The sequence below is a fragment of the Leeuwenhoekiella sp. CH_XMU1409-2 genome (genome assembly GCF_037029365.1).
GTDB lineage: Bacteria > Bacteroidota > Bacteroidia > Flavobacteriales > Flavobacteriaceae > Leeuwenhoekiella > Leeuwenhoekiella blandensis.
Map to the genome: position 1 here is coordinate 12,011 of NZ_JAYMEI010000026.1, position 16,484 is coordinate 28,494.

The window sequence follows — 16,484 nt, forward strand, 5'->3', positions numbered from 1 at the left end:
TTAAAAATCCAACCGATGAAGACTGCTCTTAAAATTAAGATTTCGCTCTATTTTCTTTGTTTAATTATGCTTTCAACCTGCTCTTTAATGGCGCAGGAAGCTGCTTGTGATTGTTCAAAGGATCTGGAGTTTTTGGTAAATGTTTTAAAACAAAGTCCTGCTTATAAGATCGATTACGGCAAGAAGACTTCCGAGTTTGATAAGGCTATGGAAGTTCTTTTAGCAAAAGCTGAAAGCACAACTTCGATTTTTGATTGCTATGTTTTACTGGCCAAAGCGGTTAGTCTTTTAAATGACGGCCACAACAGTTTATATGGAATACAGCAAGAAGTTGCTGAAGAATTAACGGAAGCCGAGAAAATTACAGCTTATCAAGAAACTGATTTTTATGCGATGTATCCGCATTTTGATGCTGTTTCAGAGCTACAGCAAAGGCTTAAAACAGTTCCAGAAAGCGCGGTTGAAGGAGTCTATTCGGCAGGTTCTAAATTAAAAGTAGGTGTTGTAAAACGTAAAGATGAGGAAGGCTATGAGATGCGCATTTTAGAATCTCAATTGCCTTTGTGGAGCGCAGGAGAACAGTTAGGGATCTTACTGCCGCAGTCTCAGGGGAAGTTCATTGCGGTAATGGGGAATTATCAGACCAAAACCCCGATGATGATCAGAACTGGACTGAATAACGGGACATTTTTCAGTCTTAGTTTAAAAAAGAATGTTGATCAAAAAGACTTTTGGCTCCCAAGAACTACAGAAGAAAACTATCAGTATGAAGATTTGGACAGCGAAGTTTCTTATATCAAAGTGGGGAGTTTTAGTGGTTTTAATCCAACGCTTTCAAAAGCCGAAGCATTCTATGAGACCTTAAAAAACAAACAACTGGGTGATCATCTTATCGTTGATCTAAGAAATAATTATGGAGGAGGAGATCGCAATTCTAAACTGTTGTACAAAATACTCAAGCGCTATGCTAAAAGGTATCATCTCTATATTTTGATCAATCAAAATACGGCAAGCAATGCAGAACAGTTTGCGTTAAAAATGCGCGCTTTAGACAATGTGATGGTGTTAGGAGATTATTCCAAAGGAATATTGACCTACGAGCTTGAGGGTAAATCGCATAAATTACCCAGTGGTTATTTTAAATTGAGTCTTTCTTCAAAAGCACATAAAAAGTATTTGCCTTATGAAGGAATTGGAGTAACGCCAGATGTGTTTTTAGAATATTCGGCAGATTGGATCGAGCAAACCCGAGCCTATATCAAAAAATAAAAACAGGTTTCAGTTTTACTGAAACAATTTCTTTTTACGCAGTTCAAAGTTTTGCCCTAAATACACTTTTCGCACCATTTCATCTGCAGCCAACTCTTCAGGGACGCCGTGCTTGAGAATGCTTCCTTCAAACATAAGATAAGTGTGATCTGTAATGGCAAGCGTTTCTTGAACGTTATGGTCGGTAATTAAGATCCCGATATTCTTTTGTTTCAGTTGCGCGACAATGCGTTGGATGTCTTCAACCGCTACGGGATCAACTCCGGCAAAAGGTTCGTCAAGCAGAATAAAATTAGGATTGGTCGCGAGCGCGCGAGCGATTTCGGTACGGCGGCGTTCACCACCAGAAAGTAAATCTCCACGGTTTTTGCGAATGTGTCCCAAGCTGAATTCGTCGATCAGTTCTTCCATCTTGGCAAGTTGTTCTTTCTTGCTCAATTTGGTCATTTGCAGTACGCTCAAGATATTCTCTTCAATACTCAGCTTTCTAAAAACCGAAGCCTCCTGAGCCAAATACCCAATGCCGTTTTGTGCGCGTTTATACATCGGGTATTTAGTGATGTCTTTATTGTCGAGGTAGATCGTTCCGCCGTTAGGCTTAACAAGTCCTACGATCATATAAAATGAAGTGGTTTTTCCTGCACCATTAGGACCTAAAAGTCCGACGATTTCGCCTTGCTCAACTTCAACCGAAATGCTTTTTACCACTTTTCGGCCTTTGTACGACTTCATTAAATTTTCTGCTCGTAGTTTCATGTGTTTTAATTTAAAATACTACGTTTACACAACGCAGCTTTTAAGACTCAAGTATTATTTTGAAGCGTTTTCTTCAAGAACCTCCCAGTATTCATACGCACGACGCAAATGTGGGATCACTATCGTACCACCAATTAATGTACCGATGCTAAGCGTTTCCATAATTTGCGCTTTGGTAACCCCTTCTTTGTGGCAGCTTTCTAAATGATAGCGCACACAATCGTCACAGCGCAAAACGGTAGAGGCAACAAGACCTAAGAGTTCTTTGGTTTTTACGTCTAGAGCTCCGGGAGCAAACGCATTTGTATCTAAATTAAAAATACGGTTGATGATCTTGTTTTTATCACCTAGAATTTTCTCGTTCATTTCTGAACGGTATGCATTAAATTCTTCAACTTGATTTAAGGTCTTTTCTGACATATATAGGGGTTTTATTGTTGTTTGTTGCGTTTTTGAGCGCGTTTCAGTTCGCGTGCTTCTTGTCGTGTGACAAATGCTGAAATAAAAATACTTACTTCATATAAAATCAAGATAGGTATTGAAACAATGACCTGAGTTGAAATATCTGGCGGAGTGATTACTGCCGAAACGACAAGCACGATGATCAAGGCGTACTTTCTGTATTTCTTCAAGAATTGCGGAGTGACCAAACCAATTTTTGTAAAGAAATAAATGATGATTGGCAATTCAAAAATAAGACCGGCAGCGAGAGCACTGGCCCGCACTAGGCCGATGTAAGAGCCAATGTCAAATTCGTTTTTAACCATATCACCTACAGTGAAATTGGCTAAGAAATTTATTGAAAGTGGCGCAATAATGTAATACCCAAAAAGCACTCCCATAAAAAACAGCAGCGATGAGATTACGATAAAGCCTCTCGAGTTTTTGCGTTCCTTTTCATAAAGTCCGGGAGAAATAAACTTCCAGAATTCATAGATCACATAGGGGAATGCTACTACGATACCTACGATAATCGAGGTCCAAATTGCAGCATTGAACTGCCCACCCATCGTACGGTTCTGAATGGTAAAGTCCATCTCATTAACACAGCCTTTATCTGAGCCTACCATTTGTGCTACTTTACACAGTAACTCGTAAGAAATAAAATCTGGATTAGCCGGAGCAAATATGATCGAGTCAAAAATAAAGTCCTTAAAAATAAAAGCAACAGTACCTACTATGACAATTGCCAAAGTTGCTCGTATAAGGTGCCATCTCAGTTCTTCAAGATGATCTAAAAAGGACATTTCGTCCGGATTTGCTTGCGTATTTTTCGCCATTATAGAATTCCTTCTTTAATTAAATCGTGCAAATGTACCACACCTGCATAATTATTATCGTGATCTACAGCCAAGAGTTGTGTAATACTGTTTGTTTCTAGAATATCAAGGGCTTCGGTGGCCATTGCATCTGTAGTAATTTGCTTGGGATTTTTACTCATAATGCTTTCGGCAGTAAGGCCTGTGAGCACTTCATTCTTTTCAAGCATGCGTCGTATATCGCCGTCTGTGATAATGCCTACGATTTTATCGTCTTTGGTTACGGCAGTCACTCCCAGTCTTTTTTGTGAAATTTCGACAATTACCGCTTTTATGGGAGTGTCGGGAGCTACTTCCGGTTTGTCGTTTAGTGCAGTAAGGTCACTAACGCGTAAATACATTTTCTTTCCTAAAGCACCGCCGGGATGATACTTGGCAAAATCTTCTTTTGAAAATCCGCGAAGGTCTAGAAGTGCTAAGGCCAGCGCATCGCCCATAACCAACTGCACGGTGGTGCTGGTGGTGGGCGCTAAATTATGCGGGCAGGCTTCTTTTTCGGCGTAAGCCAAAATAAGCCCATCTGCATTTTTGGCAAGAAACGAATCTTTATTTGAAGTCATTGCGATGACCGTATTCTCTTGATTTTTGATCAAGGGAATCAATACTTTAATTTCGGCAGTATTTCCGCTATTTGAAAGACATATGACGACATCCTCTTTCTGAATCGTGCCCAAATCTCCGTGTATAGCATCAGCCGCATGCATAAAAACCGCGGGTGTTCCTGTAGAGTTTAAGGTCGCTACTATTTTTTGCGCTATAATTGCACTTTTGCCAACGCCCGAAATAATTACCCGGCCTTTGGCGTTGTAAATACAAGAAACAGCTTTAGCAAAGTCTTGGTCAATAAGGGTGTGGAGATTAGCGACAGCTTCGAGTTCCATCGCGATGGTTCGCTTGGCGCTGTCTAGAATCTGCTCGTAGGTGTTCAAAAGATATAAGATTAAGCCGTTTGTTAGTGCTGTAGAAATTACTATATTTAGAATACAAATGTATGCAAATTTGAATAAGCTTTAATGAGTTCAGAAGAAATAGACTTACACGCGTCCCTTAAAAAATATTTTGGTTTCAGCCAGTTTAAGGGCTTACAGGAAGATGTTATAAAAAGCATTATTGAAGGGAAACATACTTTTGTGATTATGCCCACCGGAGGCGGAAAATCACTATGTTATCAATTACCTGCTCTAATTAAAGAAGGAACAGCAATTGTTGTGAGCCCTTTAATTGCATTGATGAAAAATCAGGTCGATGCGCTAAGAGGCATTTCAAAAGAAAATGGTATAGCACACGTGCTGAATTCGTCTTTGAACAAAGGGGAGATCAAACAGGTGAAGGAAGATATCGCTAACGGAATTACCAAACTGCTATACGTTGCTCCTGAATCTCTTACTAAAGAAGAGAATGTTGAGTTTTTAAGGTCGCAAAAAATAAGTTTTGTAGCGATCGATGAGGCGCATTGTATCAGCGAATGGGGACACGATTTTAGACCAGAATACCGAAATCTAAGACAGATCATCAAGCGTATAGGTGATGATATTCCTATCATCGCGGTGACTGCTACGGCAACGCCCAAGGTGCAGGAAGATATTATGAAGAACCTCGGGATGTCTGGCGCAAATGCGTTTAAAGCTTCTTTCAACAGACCGAATTTATACTACGAAATACGACCAAAAACCAAGAATGTTGATGCAGATATCATTCGCTTTGTAAAACAAAATCAAGGCAAAAGCGGTATAATTTATTGCCTTAGCCGAAAACGCGTAGAAGAGCTCGCGCAAGTTTTACAAGTAAACGGAATTTCTGCTGTGCCCTATCACGCAGGGCTCGACGCAAAAAGTCGCGTCAAACATCAAGATATGTTCTTGATGGAAGATGTAGACGTGGTGGTGGCAACCATCGCTTTTGGGATGGGAATCGATAAGCCTGATGTGCGTTTTGTGATTCATCACGATATCCCCAAAAGTATAGAAAGTTATTATCAGGAAACCGGTCGCGCCGGAAGAGACGGTGGCGAAGGACATTGTTTGGCATATTACAGCTATAAAGACATCGAGAAACTCGAGAAGTTCATGAGCGGTAAGCCTGTAGCTGAGCAGGAAATCGGTCATGCTTTGCTTCAAGAAGTGGTGGCTTATGCCGAAACGTCGATGTCGCGAAGAAAATTCATACTGCATTATTTTGGGGAAGAATTTGATAATGAGACCGGCGAAGGTGGTGATCTGGATGATAATGTGCGTAATCCTAAGAAAAAGCACGAGGCTCAAGATGATGTGGTCAAGCTCTTAGAGGTGGTAGACAAAACCGGAGCGATTTACAAAGGCAAAGAGTTGGTTTTTACCTTGGTAGGTAAATCAAATGCCATCATCTCTTCACATAAAACGGATGCCGATTCTTATTTTGGCTGCGGAAAAGATAAAGAGTCATCGTATTGGAAAGCCTTGTTGCGTCAGGTTTTAGTGGCGGGTTATTTGCGTAAAGATATCGAGACTTATGGTGTGATCAAGCTTACTCCAAAAGGTAAAGACTTTATTAAAAATCCTGAATCTTTTATGATGACCGAAGATCACGCTTATGATGAAAGCGCTGATTCGGTCGCTGTAGCCAGCGGTGCTAAAGCTGGTGGAGGAACAGATCCTAAACTGGTCGCGATGCTGAAGGATTTGCGCAAGAAAGTTGGGAAACGCAAAGGAGTGCCGCCATATATTGTATTTCAGGATCCTTCTTTAGAGGATATGGCGATTAAATACCCAACCTCGATCGCAGAAATGGCCAATGTTTTTGGTGTTGGTGAAGGTAAGGCTAAAAAATACGGGCGCGAGTTTGTAGAATTGATCGCTGCCTATGTTGAAGAACATGATATTCTTAAACCTGATGATCTAGTAGTAAAATCTACAGGATCTAATAGCGGATTAAAATTATACATCATTCAAAACGTTGATCGTAAACTTCCGCTTGATGATATCGCGTCAGCTAAAGGACTAGAAATGCCTGAATTTGTTAAGGAGATGGAAGCTATTGTCTACAGTGGAACCAAGCTCAATATCAATTACTGGATTGAAGATATCCTGGATGAAGATCAGCAAGAAGAACTCCACGAATATTTCCTTGAGGCTGAAACCGATAAGATCGAAGCCGCTCTTGATGAATTTGACGGCGATTACGATGAAGATGAACTGCGTCTGTACCGTATCAAATTTATTAGTGAAGTTGCTAATTAAAAGCACTTATCCAGTATTTTATTCTATTCATTTGTTGACAACTTTTAACAAAGTTACTCGACACTACAGTTTCATAATTAAATGTTAAAAGGTATATTTGTCGGAGATGCAATCCCGACTTGTATGAATATACTTACAGATTCGTTGCTTTTTCCTAAAAAATGGGACTTAAGTCAGCGGAGCTTTGCCTTAAAGTCACGTATTTACGTGCAAAAGACCTTTCCTTTCATCGTCAAATTAGTTTTCTTGACGCTCTTCACAACGCTTGGGTCGTGTATTCCAACCAAAAAGTTAACCTACCTTCAAGAGACTCAAGCTGCGCAAGACAGCATTATTCAGGTTAACCTTCAGCAACAGCCTTATCGTGTACAAGTTAATGATGTTTTAAGCATTCGTGTTAAAGCATTAGATCAAGAATTGGTAGCGCTTTTTAATCCGCAGACAGCCTCTGAAGAAGGAGGGAGTTTGGGAGAAGGTTATTATTATGACGGTTTTGCGGTAGATCGCCACGGAGCCATTCGCTTACCCACGCTGGGAGAGGTTCAAGTTTTGGGATATACTACTGAAGAGATTCGAGAAATTATAGAGAAAAAACTTCTGGATGATTACTTTACTGAAGAAGCCAATATATTCGTAACCGTTAAGTTGGCCGGGATTAAATATACCATTGGAGGAGAAGTGGGGAGTCCCGGGGTGAAAGTAGAATTGGTAGAGCAGCTTTCTTTGTTAGATGCGATCGTAAATAGTGGTGATATCTCACAATACGGTGACCGTACCGATGTATTGATCATTCGTCAATATCCGGGAGGGAAGAAAATTCATCATATCGATATGACTAAGATCGATGCGCTCAATTCGCCCTATTATTTTATTCAACCTAATGACGTGATTTTGGTGAATCCGCTTCCGCAAAAGTCCTTTGGGGTAGGAACCACCGGGTTACAGTCTTTGACCACTATTGCTTCTATATTAACTCTAGCAACCACAACCATTCTTTTATTCGCGCGCCTTTAAATGGAAGATGAATTTGAAATAAAAGACCTGCAAAATTTCTTTGACTTCAGAGGTTTTCTGCTGAAGATTCTTGCTTGGTGGCCGCTTTTTGTGGTGTGTATAGGTATTGCCTATTATATCGCGCATTACAAGAATGTACGCCGTCAAACGGTGTATCGTATGAGTAATATGATCACGGTGAAAGATGATCAGAATCCCTTTTTTACTTCAAATACCAGTTTGACGTTCAATTGGGGGGGGACTACTGATAAGGTGCAGACGGCCATTATTTTGCTTCGTTCCAGAAGTCATAATGAGACTGTGGTTGAAGAATTACAGTATTATGTAGATTATTTGCAGCAGGGGGAATATCATCTAGAAGATATTTATGGAGCGACTCCTTTTCTTGTAGATGTAAATACCGCACGTCCTCAACTTTTAGGGAAACAAGTGAAAGTTGTTTTTACGAGTGCTACCGAATATACTTTATCGATCGATTTTAATGGAGGCTCGGGTTCTGCTCAAAATTATGATACCAAAGAAGTGTTGAATTTGCCTTTACCGGCTGCGTCCATTTCCCAATCTTTTGCGCTTGGAGACCCTGTAGATCTTCCTTATCTCAATTTTAAATTGAACCCTTCCGGATTACCGCCGGAACTGGGGAAGGAGTATATAATTCGCTTCAATAGTTTTAATGGTGTTGTAAGTCGTTACCGTGATATAGGCATTAGTCAAACGCCATCAGGATCCAGTATTCTTACCTTAAGCTTAACCGGAAATAACAAAGCACGTTTGGTAGATTATCTAAATGCGTCCGTACGGATTTTGGCAGAAACCCAGCTGGAGCGTAAGAATTTGTTTGCGACCAAAACCATTCAATTCATCGATAGTAGCCTTGCTGTAAAATCGGTAGAGATGAAGAATGTTCAGGAGGAGTTGGATAAATTTAGAGATGCAAACAGCAGCATCGGTATAGGAAGTAGTGAAGAAAGCCTGATCGCGAAGATCACTGAGTTGGATGCGCAAAAGCAGAATCTGGAGCAACGCTTGCAGTATTATCGAGACTTAGAAACCTATTTGCGTACGCGAGAAGATTATGGTACCGATATTCCGGCGCCTTCCATAACCGGAATCGGGGAAGGAAGCGTGACGAGTAGCGTTTCCAGTATTATCGAATTAGCCGAAGAACGTCGGCGTTTGGCCTACACCGCAAAACCCAATAATCCGGCTTTTAGAGACTTAGACCGTCGTATTGATGCAATTAAAGCTGTGCTTTTTGAAAACATGGCTTCGAGTCAGCAAATCTTGCGCGGACAATTGCAGGAAGTGCGTAATGAAATTGCAGCAACTGAAGGGCAGATGCGTAAGCTGCCGCAAGAACAGCAGCAGTTGTTTGGTATTCAGCGGCGTTATAACCTAACCGAAGGTGCTTATGGGGTGTTTTTAGATAAACGCAGCCAGGCGGGAATTGTTAAGGCAGCAAATGTATCTGATATTGTCATTATTGACGAAGCTAAAGATACCGGTGGCGGTGCCATTGGTCCCAATACAGAGGTGAGTTATGTAATGGCGATCGTAGGTGGTACGGTAGTACCTTTGATCATCGTATTTTTAGTGTTTTTCTTTGATACTAAAATAGGTAATCCAAACGAGATCAAACGTTTGTCAAGTATTCCGGTGCTTGGTGCGATTGGTAAGAGCGCTTCAAAAAACAATCTGGTGGTTATTGAAGATCCACGTTCAGCAATTGCTGAGGCTTTTAGAGGCTTGCGTTCGAGTCTTCAATTTATTTATAGAAAGCAACAGCTTGAAGGCGCAAAAACGGTGCGTGTTACTTCTTCAGTAAGTGGAGAAGGAAAGACCTTTTGCAGTATCAATCTTGCCAGTGTATTTGCCTTAAGTCAGCGTAAAACCGTATTGGTTGGTTTAGATCTTAGAAAGCCAAAGATCTTCGGGGATTTTGATTTGCCCAATGTCAACGGGGTTGTGAATTATCTTATTGGTGATAGCACTTTAGAAGAAATCATTCAGCCAACTAAAATTCCACATCTAGATGTGATACTCGCAGGGGCTGTTCCGCCAAACCCGTCTGAGTTATTGATGAGTAGTCAAATGGATGTGCTGATGGAAGCGCTCAAGAAAGAATACGACTATATCATTTTAGATACACCACCTGTAGGATTGGTGTCTGATGCTTTAGAGCTTGACACCTATGTGGATGCTACTTTATATGTAATTCGACAGCATTATACGAAAAAAGGTATGTTGCGGTTGATCAATGATAAGTACAAGAAAAAGGAGATCACTAACATCAGTTTTGTGTTGAACTATTTCAGTGCCAAAAGCAAGTTGGGATACGGTTATGGTTATGGGTATGAATACGGCTATGGCTATGGAAAATACGGCGAAGCCTATCGCCAAAAGAAGTCCGGAGGTATAGCTAGTCGTGTCAAGCGCAAAATGAAACGAGCAGCTCGCTGGATCAATGAACAATTGGAGCATTAAGTAATGGCAGAAGAGGAGGATTGGTTGTATGAGATCAATGCGAAGCAATCGTTGCTTGCTATTGATTTTAAAGAGATCTGGCGATACAAAGATCTGTTGTTGCTCTTTGTGCGGCGGGATATTGTTTCCGCCTATAAGCAGACGATCTTAGGGCCGTTATGGTACTTAATTCAGCCGTTGTTTACCGGAGTGATCTTTACGTTGGTATTTAACAATATCGCAAGTATTCAAACCGGAGGGGCACCACCTTTTCTTTTTAATTTGGCAGGGATCACTATGTGGAGCTATTTTTCACAGTGTTTAAATACAACCTCCAATACTTTTGCTAGTAATGCGGGTTTGTTCTCTAAAGTATATTTTCCACGGATCATCACCCCACTGTCTCAGGCGATTTCTGCTTTATTTAAGTTGAGTATACAGTTGCTCATCTTTGCTTGTTTTTATGTGTATTTTGTGTTGAAGGGCTACGCATTACAACCTGATGTTACGCTGTGGTTGTTTCCGGTGGTGTTGGGAATCCTGGCCGTTTTAGGCTTAGGTTTAGGGATGTTGATCAGTTCGTTGACCACGAAGTACCGGGATTTTAGAATCCTGATCGGGTTTGCGACGACCTTGTTGATGTATGTCTCTGCGGTGATGTATCCTATTGCTGAAGTGAAAAATAGTAACAGTTTAAGTGCATATGCCTGGTTGATCGAACTGAATCCTATTGCGATCCTTATTGAGGCCTTTCGGTCTATGAGTCTTCAAGAAGGGCTTTTTGATTGGGGACTTTTGGGATATTGCGGGGTGCTTAGTTTAGGTGTGTTTTTTATTGGTTTGATCGTTTTTAACCGAACCGGGAGGAATTTTATTGATACGATTTAGCTGGGAGTCGATAGGTTTTAGTCGATAGCTGGTAGTTGGTAGCTTGAAGGAGATAGTGGTTAGTCGGTAGCTCATAGTCAATAGCTTTTAGGTCTTAGTCAGTAGGTTTTTTAAAAATATGGAGTGCGTTATGAAGGAGGTTAGTTTTGATTTTGAAAGTTTGAGCGTTTATCAGAAAGCGCTGGATTTTATTGATGAAGTATATAAACAAACAGAATCATTTCCGAAGTAGGAGCTTTACGGACTCAGCTCTCAATTTATCAGAGCAGCCTGTTCCATTTCGTTGAACATTGCCGAAGGTAAAGGCGATAGTAATGCGCAATTCAACAGATTTTTAAATATTGCTAAGAATTCGGCGAAAGAATGTGTGGTGTGTTCCACAATTGCTTTTAGGCAGGGTTATATTAAAAAGTCAAAGGATTTGGATAATCGCCAGCAGCTAGCTGAGTTATTAAAAATGATTGCTGGGCTGCAACGGTTTTTAAAAGAAGGATAGCTTTTAGGTAATAGTCGATAGCTCTTAGCTTTTAATATTACCAATTGACTATCGACTATAACCTATTAGCTACAGCCTAATTCCTAATATAAAATATGTCAGATATTATTCTCAAAGCCAAAAATATTTCTAAGCAATACCGACTGGGAACGGTTGGGACGGGCACACTGCGGGATGATCTTAAGCGGAATTGGGCACGTTTACGAGGTAAGGAAGATCCTTTTTTGAAAATAGGTGCCGTAAATGATCGCAGTCAGCAATCGACAGAGGATTATGTATGGGCGTTGCGCAATATCAACTTTGAGGTTAAACAAGGGGAGGTTTTAGGAATTATAGGGAAAAATGGAGCAGGAAAATCTACTTTACTTAAAATTCTTTCCCGTGTTACTGCACCAAGTACCGGAGTTATTAAAAGCCGGGGCCGGATTGCCTCTTTACTTGAAGTAGGTACGGGTTTTCATCATGAATTGACCGGGCGTGAAAATATCTATTTAAATGGGGCCATACTTGGGATGCAAAAAGCGGAGATCACCCGAAAGCTCGATGAGATCATTGCTTTCTCCGGGTGTGAACGTTATATCGATACGCCCACCAAGCGCTATAGCAGTGGGATGACCGTACGTCTGGCCTTTGCGGTGGCTGCGCATTTGGAACCTGAGATCCTTGTTGTGGATGAGGTGCTTGCGGTGGGAGACGCAGAATTTCAGAAGAAAGCTATTGGAAAGATGCAGGATATTTCTCAGGGAGAAGGGAGAACGGTGTTGTTTGTAAGTCATAATATGGCAAGTGTACAGAGTTTATGTACTCAAGGCTTAGTTCTAAAAAATGGCGGTATCAATCTTAAAGGGGATGTAGATTTATGCGTGAATGCATATCTGAATGCAGATGGCCCAAAGGAAGGGATTTTAGAATTTAGAGAAGATAGACAAGGTCTAGGGAAAATAAAATTTAAGAAAGTAGAAATTTTCAATAGTTCAGGAAATATTTCAACAACGCTCTTAAACGGCGAAGATTGTATTGTGCAAATAATCTTGAAAAATCCTAACTTAATTCAGGTAGATAATCTTCGAATTGATTTTGGAGTCAATAATTCAAAAGGTTACCGTGTTTCTTGGATGAGTACTTTACTATCTAAAAATCCTCTAAAGGTGAATACTTCTAAAGAATTGAAAATATATTTGAATATAAATGAACTTCCTCTTTCCAAAGGGTCGTACACTTTAACATGTAATTTAATTGTGAATGGTAAAAATCAGGACTATATAAGGGATGCAGTCGACTTTGAAGTTGAAAATGGTGATTTTTTTGGTAGTGGTAAAGTGGCTCTAGAGAATCAGGGAGATTTATTATTAAAACATTCTTTTTATAGTTAATATACCTAAAAGAGACGCGTAATACTTTTTTAGCCCATTACTCAAATTTGACAAAAATGAATATTCTTAAGCTCCGCAAGAAAATCCTAAAATTTCTGAAGAACGTCAATTTAGAACTTCTTGATAATTCAAAAAAAAATGACGATATATATTCGCTAGGTGTTTTACAAAATCTACTGGTTGGTTATCCATACCTGCCTTTAAATGGGGGAGCATTAAGACCAGTTGTTATTGCTTATGTATTGAATGAGATTATTATAAATAACAGAAAAAATATCCTTGAATTTGGCTCCGGATTAAGTACAATTTTAATTGCTAGATTAATGAAAAAAAATTCTATTGACGGAAGAATTATTTCTGTTGAGCATAATCGAGATTGGTGCGAAAAAATTAATGGACTTATAGAAAAAGAAAATTTAGCATCATACATTACAATTATTCATAGTGAACTTGAGGTTACAAAAACCGGGCTCGGAGAAATTAATTGGTATGGGGAGGAAAAAATATTAAAAACTATTGATGATTCTTTTAATTTTGATTTGCTATTAATAGATGGTCCTCCTGCAAATTCACCGGATATCAAATTGTCTAGAGCTCCAGTTTTTGAATTTATTGAAGGTAAGCTTAACAGTGATTTCTGTATTATTTTGGATGATGCAAATAGAGAGGGAGAGAAAATGATATTAGACTGGTACTTGAAAAAATCACCTTCTTTAAATTTTTCCATTGTAGCGAAAACTTTTGCAGTTTTGAGATCCAAATCTTTTTTTAATCCAATTCCGGTTTACTATTCTAAATAATTGAAAACGATAGTTTATACGGCGATATTTGGAGATAAGGACTTTTTGAAGGAACCTAAAAACTGTAGTGGTCAAGAAAATGTTGATTACTACTGTTTTACAGATAATAAATCGTTGTCAAGCGAATGCTACACTATAAAAACAATCAATCCGACTCATTTTGATTTAACTAAGAACGCTAGAAAACTGAAAATAATTGGATTTAGCGGTATTGAAAATTATGATGTGGCTATTTGGCACGATGCTAGTTTAAGGATAGACGCAAGTAAAATCCCCAATTTGATTAAAAGCTTGAATGGTAAAGATATAGCTACATTTAAGCATCCTCAAAGAAAATGTTTTTATCTTGAAGCTATCGCAATTATAAGGCTTAATAAAGATTACCCTTTAAGGGTCTTATATTTAACGATAATTTTTTTTTTAAAACGGTATCCAGTTGATGCAGGCCTTTACGAGACTTCCATACTAGTAAAAAACTTAAAATCTGAAAAGCTAAGAAAGTTTTTAAGGTGTTGGTGGTTTTGGGTGAAAAGTTATAGTCGAAGAGATCAACTTTCTTTTGATTATTGTTTGAAAAAAAATGACTTAATGTTAAGTTATCTAATTGGGTCTAGAGATAGTAATGATTATAGTGAATTCGAAAACCATCAATATAATTATTACCTCGATAAGCGCCAAAAGGCGTTTAATCAGTCTCCAGTTGCAAAAAAAATATCAATTAAATTGATAGGATTAATGCGTAAGATAAAACGTGGCTTGTGAAAATTTTTATAGTTATTGTCACTTATAACGCCATGCCTTGGATTGAGAGGTGTCTAAGTAAGTGTTGCAATTATAATGTCATTGTGGTAGACAACTTATCTACCGATAAAACGCTAGAATTTCTAAAATTCAATTTCCCTGATGTTCTTGTTATTAAACAAAAAGACAATTTAGGCTTTGGTAAAGCAAATAATATAGGTATTTCTGAAGCACTCCGTAGAGGGGCAGATTACATATTACTTTTAAATCAGGATGCATATTTAGAATCAGATACTTTGGATCAACTTATTAGGGTAGCCTCTGAGAATTCAGAGTATGGTATTCTAAGTCCCATTCATCTTGACGGAGGAGGTAAGCGTTTTGATCGTAATTTCACAAACTACATTCATTACGACAAGAACAAAGATTTTTTCAGCGATGCTCTTTTTAACCGATTAAACGGTATTTACGAGGTTCCGTTCGTAAATGCGGCCTGCTGGTTTTTACCAAGAAAAACATTAGAAACAATTGGAGGTTTTGATCCCATTTTTTTTCATTATGGGGAGGACGAGAATTATTGTCAGCGCCTAGTATATCACGGAATCAAAATAGGGGTTGTTTCTCATTGTTATGTACGACACGATCGGGAGAACCGCATTAAAAAGGATACTGAAGAGAATAAGTCGTATTCATTATGGCTCAAAAATGAAGAGCTACGCTACAAGATCAACAATGCTGACCTAACGAAGGATCCTAATCTTACAAAGCCCATAGAAATACAGAAAAGGGTTTTAATGAGAGATTTTATTTTTTTTAGAATCAATAAAATCAATAACCGAATTAACTATATTAAAAGTTTAAAGCGATGTAAAAATGAGGTTATTCAAAGTAGGTCTAAAAATAAAAGCAGAGGGGCGCACTACCTTAATTGAGTCCTTACCTTACTTAGATGTACATTCAGTCAATTTTACATTAGGATAGTGCTTTTGTGAAGAGAATCAAGTAAAAGTTATGGCACGGCATATGATTCGGTTGTTAGATGATGTGGAGCTGGCGAGAGAATAGGTTAGAGCGAAGCGCAAATATATTGCTGAGACATTTACGATGCAGCGTTATATATTGAAGTTGGATGAGGTATTGCTTCAAGCAGCTGAACAAGTCTAGAATAAAGAAAGTCGATTACATATTTAACCGACTTTCTTAGCTGAAAAATTACACCACCCGTAAAATGTTGACAGTGTTGAAGGCTCCGTTATTGAGGTGGTATTGTACTCCGTTCATTTCCTGAAAAAAGGAGAGTTGTAAGAGCATCATCTTGATGCCGGTTCCTGTAACCACCGCCGGAGCAAGTGTTACATTATCTGGTATCAGGTTGATGGGGAGGTTTACCGGATCGCTAAGCTGTAAATCGCCGACTTCGGTTGTGAAATCTAAAATTAGGAAGGCTGATTGCAAAGTAACATGGGTAGCTCCCGGAGGAACGACCAGTTGGGTGCCGGGAATAAAGTTGGGAATGCTGATCTCACCGGTGGTCGTGTTCACGGTATAGTCGGCACGAAGCACTTGCGACAGAATCGCATTTTCGTTACAATCAAAATTTTGTAAGAGTACTTTTCCTTCGGGAGTGGTCAGGCCCACAGCAGGATTGCGTAAGCCTCTGGGTGAGGTCGTATCCTGATTTTTGATCAACATCATTGTGCTCATAAGTCTTGAAGGCAGGCTGTTGTCTTTAGAATTACAAAGTAGTCTGGAGAGCGCGCGCCGAAGTGTTTTACCTGCGGTTGCTGCCAGCCCAAATTCGTTCGCGTTTTCGCGCGTTCGTATAAACGCCGGGTCGCTTTGAATACGCTCTTTACTGATACCGCCTTTGGTGCGAATGAAGTAGCCGTTTTTTCCTTTGTAGAAGGTTAAGTTGTCAAGGGTACCTTCAATTTTAATTAAGCCTTTGAGTACAGCCATAATGATATGTGTTAAATTAAATGCGTTTATTGGCACCGCCAAAGGGTTTAATACCCTGTCCCGATAGCTATCGGGATGCCTCGAAATTGAAAATTCGTTTCCAATCAATGCCTCATGGGCCTGCCTTTGTCGGCTCTTAGGTTTGTAAAATGATTTTGAATTAATTTTCCAAAAGAAAAGGATGGGTGAAC

General features: G+C 39.4%; 14 protein-coding genes and 1 pseudogene. 10 read left to right on the plus strand and 5 right to left on the minus strand.

Translation table 11 applies throughout. The features are described 5' to 3' along the window. Window positions 1-66 precede the first annotated feature (66 nt). Entirely contained in the window at window positions 67-1,269 is a 1,203-nt protein-coding gene (locus tag WA338_RS18255; RefSeq protein WP_336094462.1) for a S41 family peptidase, read from the plus strand. A 15-nt stretch (window positions 1,270-1,284) separates the two neighbouring features. On the opposite strand, the gene lptB is transcribed toward WA338_RS18255, so the two are convergent. From lptB to WA338_RS18275, 4 genes are read right to left on the minus strand one after another with little or no spacing between them, the layout of a single operon-like run. After that, window positions 1,285-2,025, minus strand: coding sequence for an LPS export ABC transporter ATP-binding protein (lptB, locus tag WA338_RS18260; RefSeq protein WP_009781275.1), 741 nt, complete (start codon window positions 2,023-2,025; stop codon window positions 1,285-1,287). A gap of 54 nt (window positions 2,026-2,079) precedes the next feature. Next, window positions 2,080-2,445, minus strand: a complete 366-nt coding sequence (locus WA338_RS18265; protein WP_009781274.1) for a carboxymuconolactone decarboxylase family protein — start codon at window positions 2,443-2,445, stop codon at window positions 2,080-2,082. An 11-nt stretch (window positions 2,446-2,456) separates the two neighbouring features. After that, window positions 2,457-3,305, minus strand: a complete 849-nt coding sequence (gene tatC, locus WA338_RS18270) for a twin-arginine translocase subunit TatC (RefSeq protein WP_272986804.1) — start codon at window positions 3,303-3,305, stop codon at window positions 2,457-2,459. Continuing rightward, window positions 3,305-4,273: a KpsF/GutQ family sugar-phosphate isomerase gene (locus tag WA338_RS18275; RefSeq protein ID WP_336094463.1), complete on the minus strand. Its 969-nt coding sequence runs from the start codon at window positions 4,271-4,273 to the stop codon at window positions 3,305-3,307. Before WA338_RS18275 ends, tatC begins: the two co-directional genes overlap by 1 nt. Before the next feature lie 84 nt (window positions 4,274-4,357). On the opposite strand from WA338_RS18275, the gene WA338_RS18280 reads away from it, so the two are divergent. The 9 genes and pseudogenes from WA338_RS18280 to WA338_RS18320 all read left to right on the plus strand — a co-directional run bounded on the left by WA338_RS18280 (window position 4,358) and on the right by WA338_RS18320 (window position 15,266). Further along, window positions 4,358-6,559: a RecQ family ATP-dependent DNA helicase gene (locus WA338_RS18280; RefSeq protein ID WP_009781271.1), complete on the plus strand. Its 2,202-nt coding sequence runs from the start codon at window positions 4,358-4,360 to the stop codon at window positions 6,557-6,559. A gap of 123 nt (window positions 6,560-6,682) precedes the next feature. Further along, window positions 6,683-7,573: a polysaccharide biosynthesis/export family protein gene (locus WA338_RS18285; protein WP_336094464.1), complete on the plus strand. Its 891-nt coding sequence runs from the start codon at window positions 6,683-6,685 to the stop codon at window positions 7,571-7,573. After that, window positions 7,574-10,057, plus strand: coding sequence for an exopolysaccharide transport family protein (locus WA338_RS18290; RefSeq protein WP_336094465.1), 2,484 nt, complete (start codon window positions 7,574-7,576; stop codon window positions 10,055-10,057). It begins immediately after the preceding gene. Between the two features lie 3 nt (window positions 10,058-10,060). Beyond that, the gene (locus tag WA338_RS18295; RefSeq protein WP_336094466.1) at window positions 10,061-10,924 is read left to right on the plus strand and encodes an ABC transporter permease; all 864 of its coding nucleotides are present in this window, start codon (window positions 10,061-10,063) and stop codon (window positions 10,922-10,924) included. A gap of 244 nt (window positions 10,925-11,168) precedes the next feature. After that, window positions 11,169-11,420 (plus strand): annotated as a pseudogene (locus WA338_RS18300) (four helix bundle protein); the annotation flags it as partial. 95 nt (window positions 11,421-11,515) lie between these two features. Next, window positions 11,516-12,793: an ABC transporter ATP-binding protein gene (locus WA338_RS18305; protein WP_336094467.1), complete on the plus strand. Its 1,278-nt coding sequence runs from the start codon at window positions 11,516-11,518 to the stop codon at window positions 12,791-12,793. A 56-nt stretch (window positions 12,794-12,849) separates the two neighbouring features. Next, window positions 12,850-13,593 carry a class I SAM-dependent methyltransferase gene (locus WA338_RS18310; protein ID WP_336094468.1) on the plus strand — a complete coding sequence of 248 codons (744 nt, stop codon included), beginning with the start codon at window positions 12,850-12,852 and terminating at the stop codon, window positions 13,591-13,593. Further along, window positions 13,594-14,355 carry a glycosyltransferase domain-containing protein gene (locus WA338_RS18315; RefSeq protein ID WP_336094469.1) on the plus strand — a complete coding sequence of 254 codons (762 nt, stop codon included), beginning with the start codon at window positions 13,594-13,596 and terminating at the stop codon, window positions 14,353-14,355. Beyond that, entirely contained in the window at window positions 14,352-15,266 is a 915-nt protein-coding gene (locus WA338_RS18320; RefSeq protein WP_336094470.1) for a glycosyltransferase family 2 protein, read from the plus strand. The genes WA338_RS18315 and WA338_RS18320 overlap by 4 nt, the downstream gene beginning before the upstream one ends. A 280-nt stretch (window positions 15,267-15,546) precedes the next feature. Here WA338_RS18320 and WA338_RS18325 read toward each other — a convergent pair whose 3' ends face one another. Next, window positions 15,547-16,293 carry a hypothetical protein gene (locus WA338_RS18325; RefSeq protein WP_336094471.1) on the minus strand — a complete coding sequence of 249 codons (747 nt, stop codon included), beginning with the start codon at window positions 16,291-16,293 and terminating at the stop codon, window positions 15,547-15,549. Window positions 16,294-16,484: the final 191 nt, after the last annotated feature.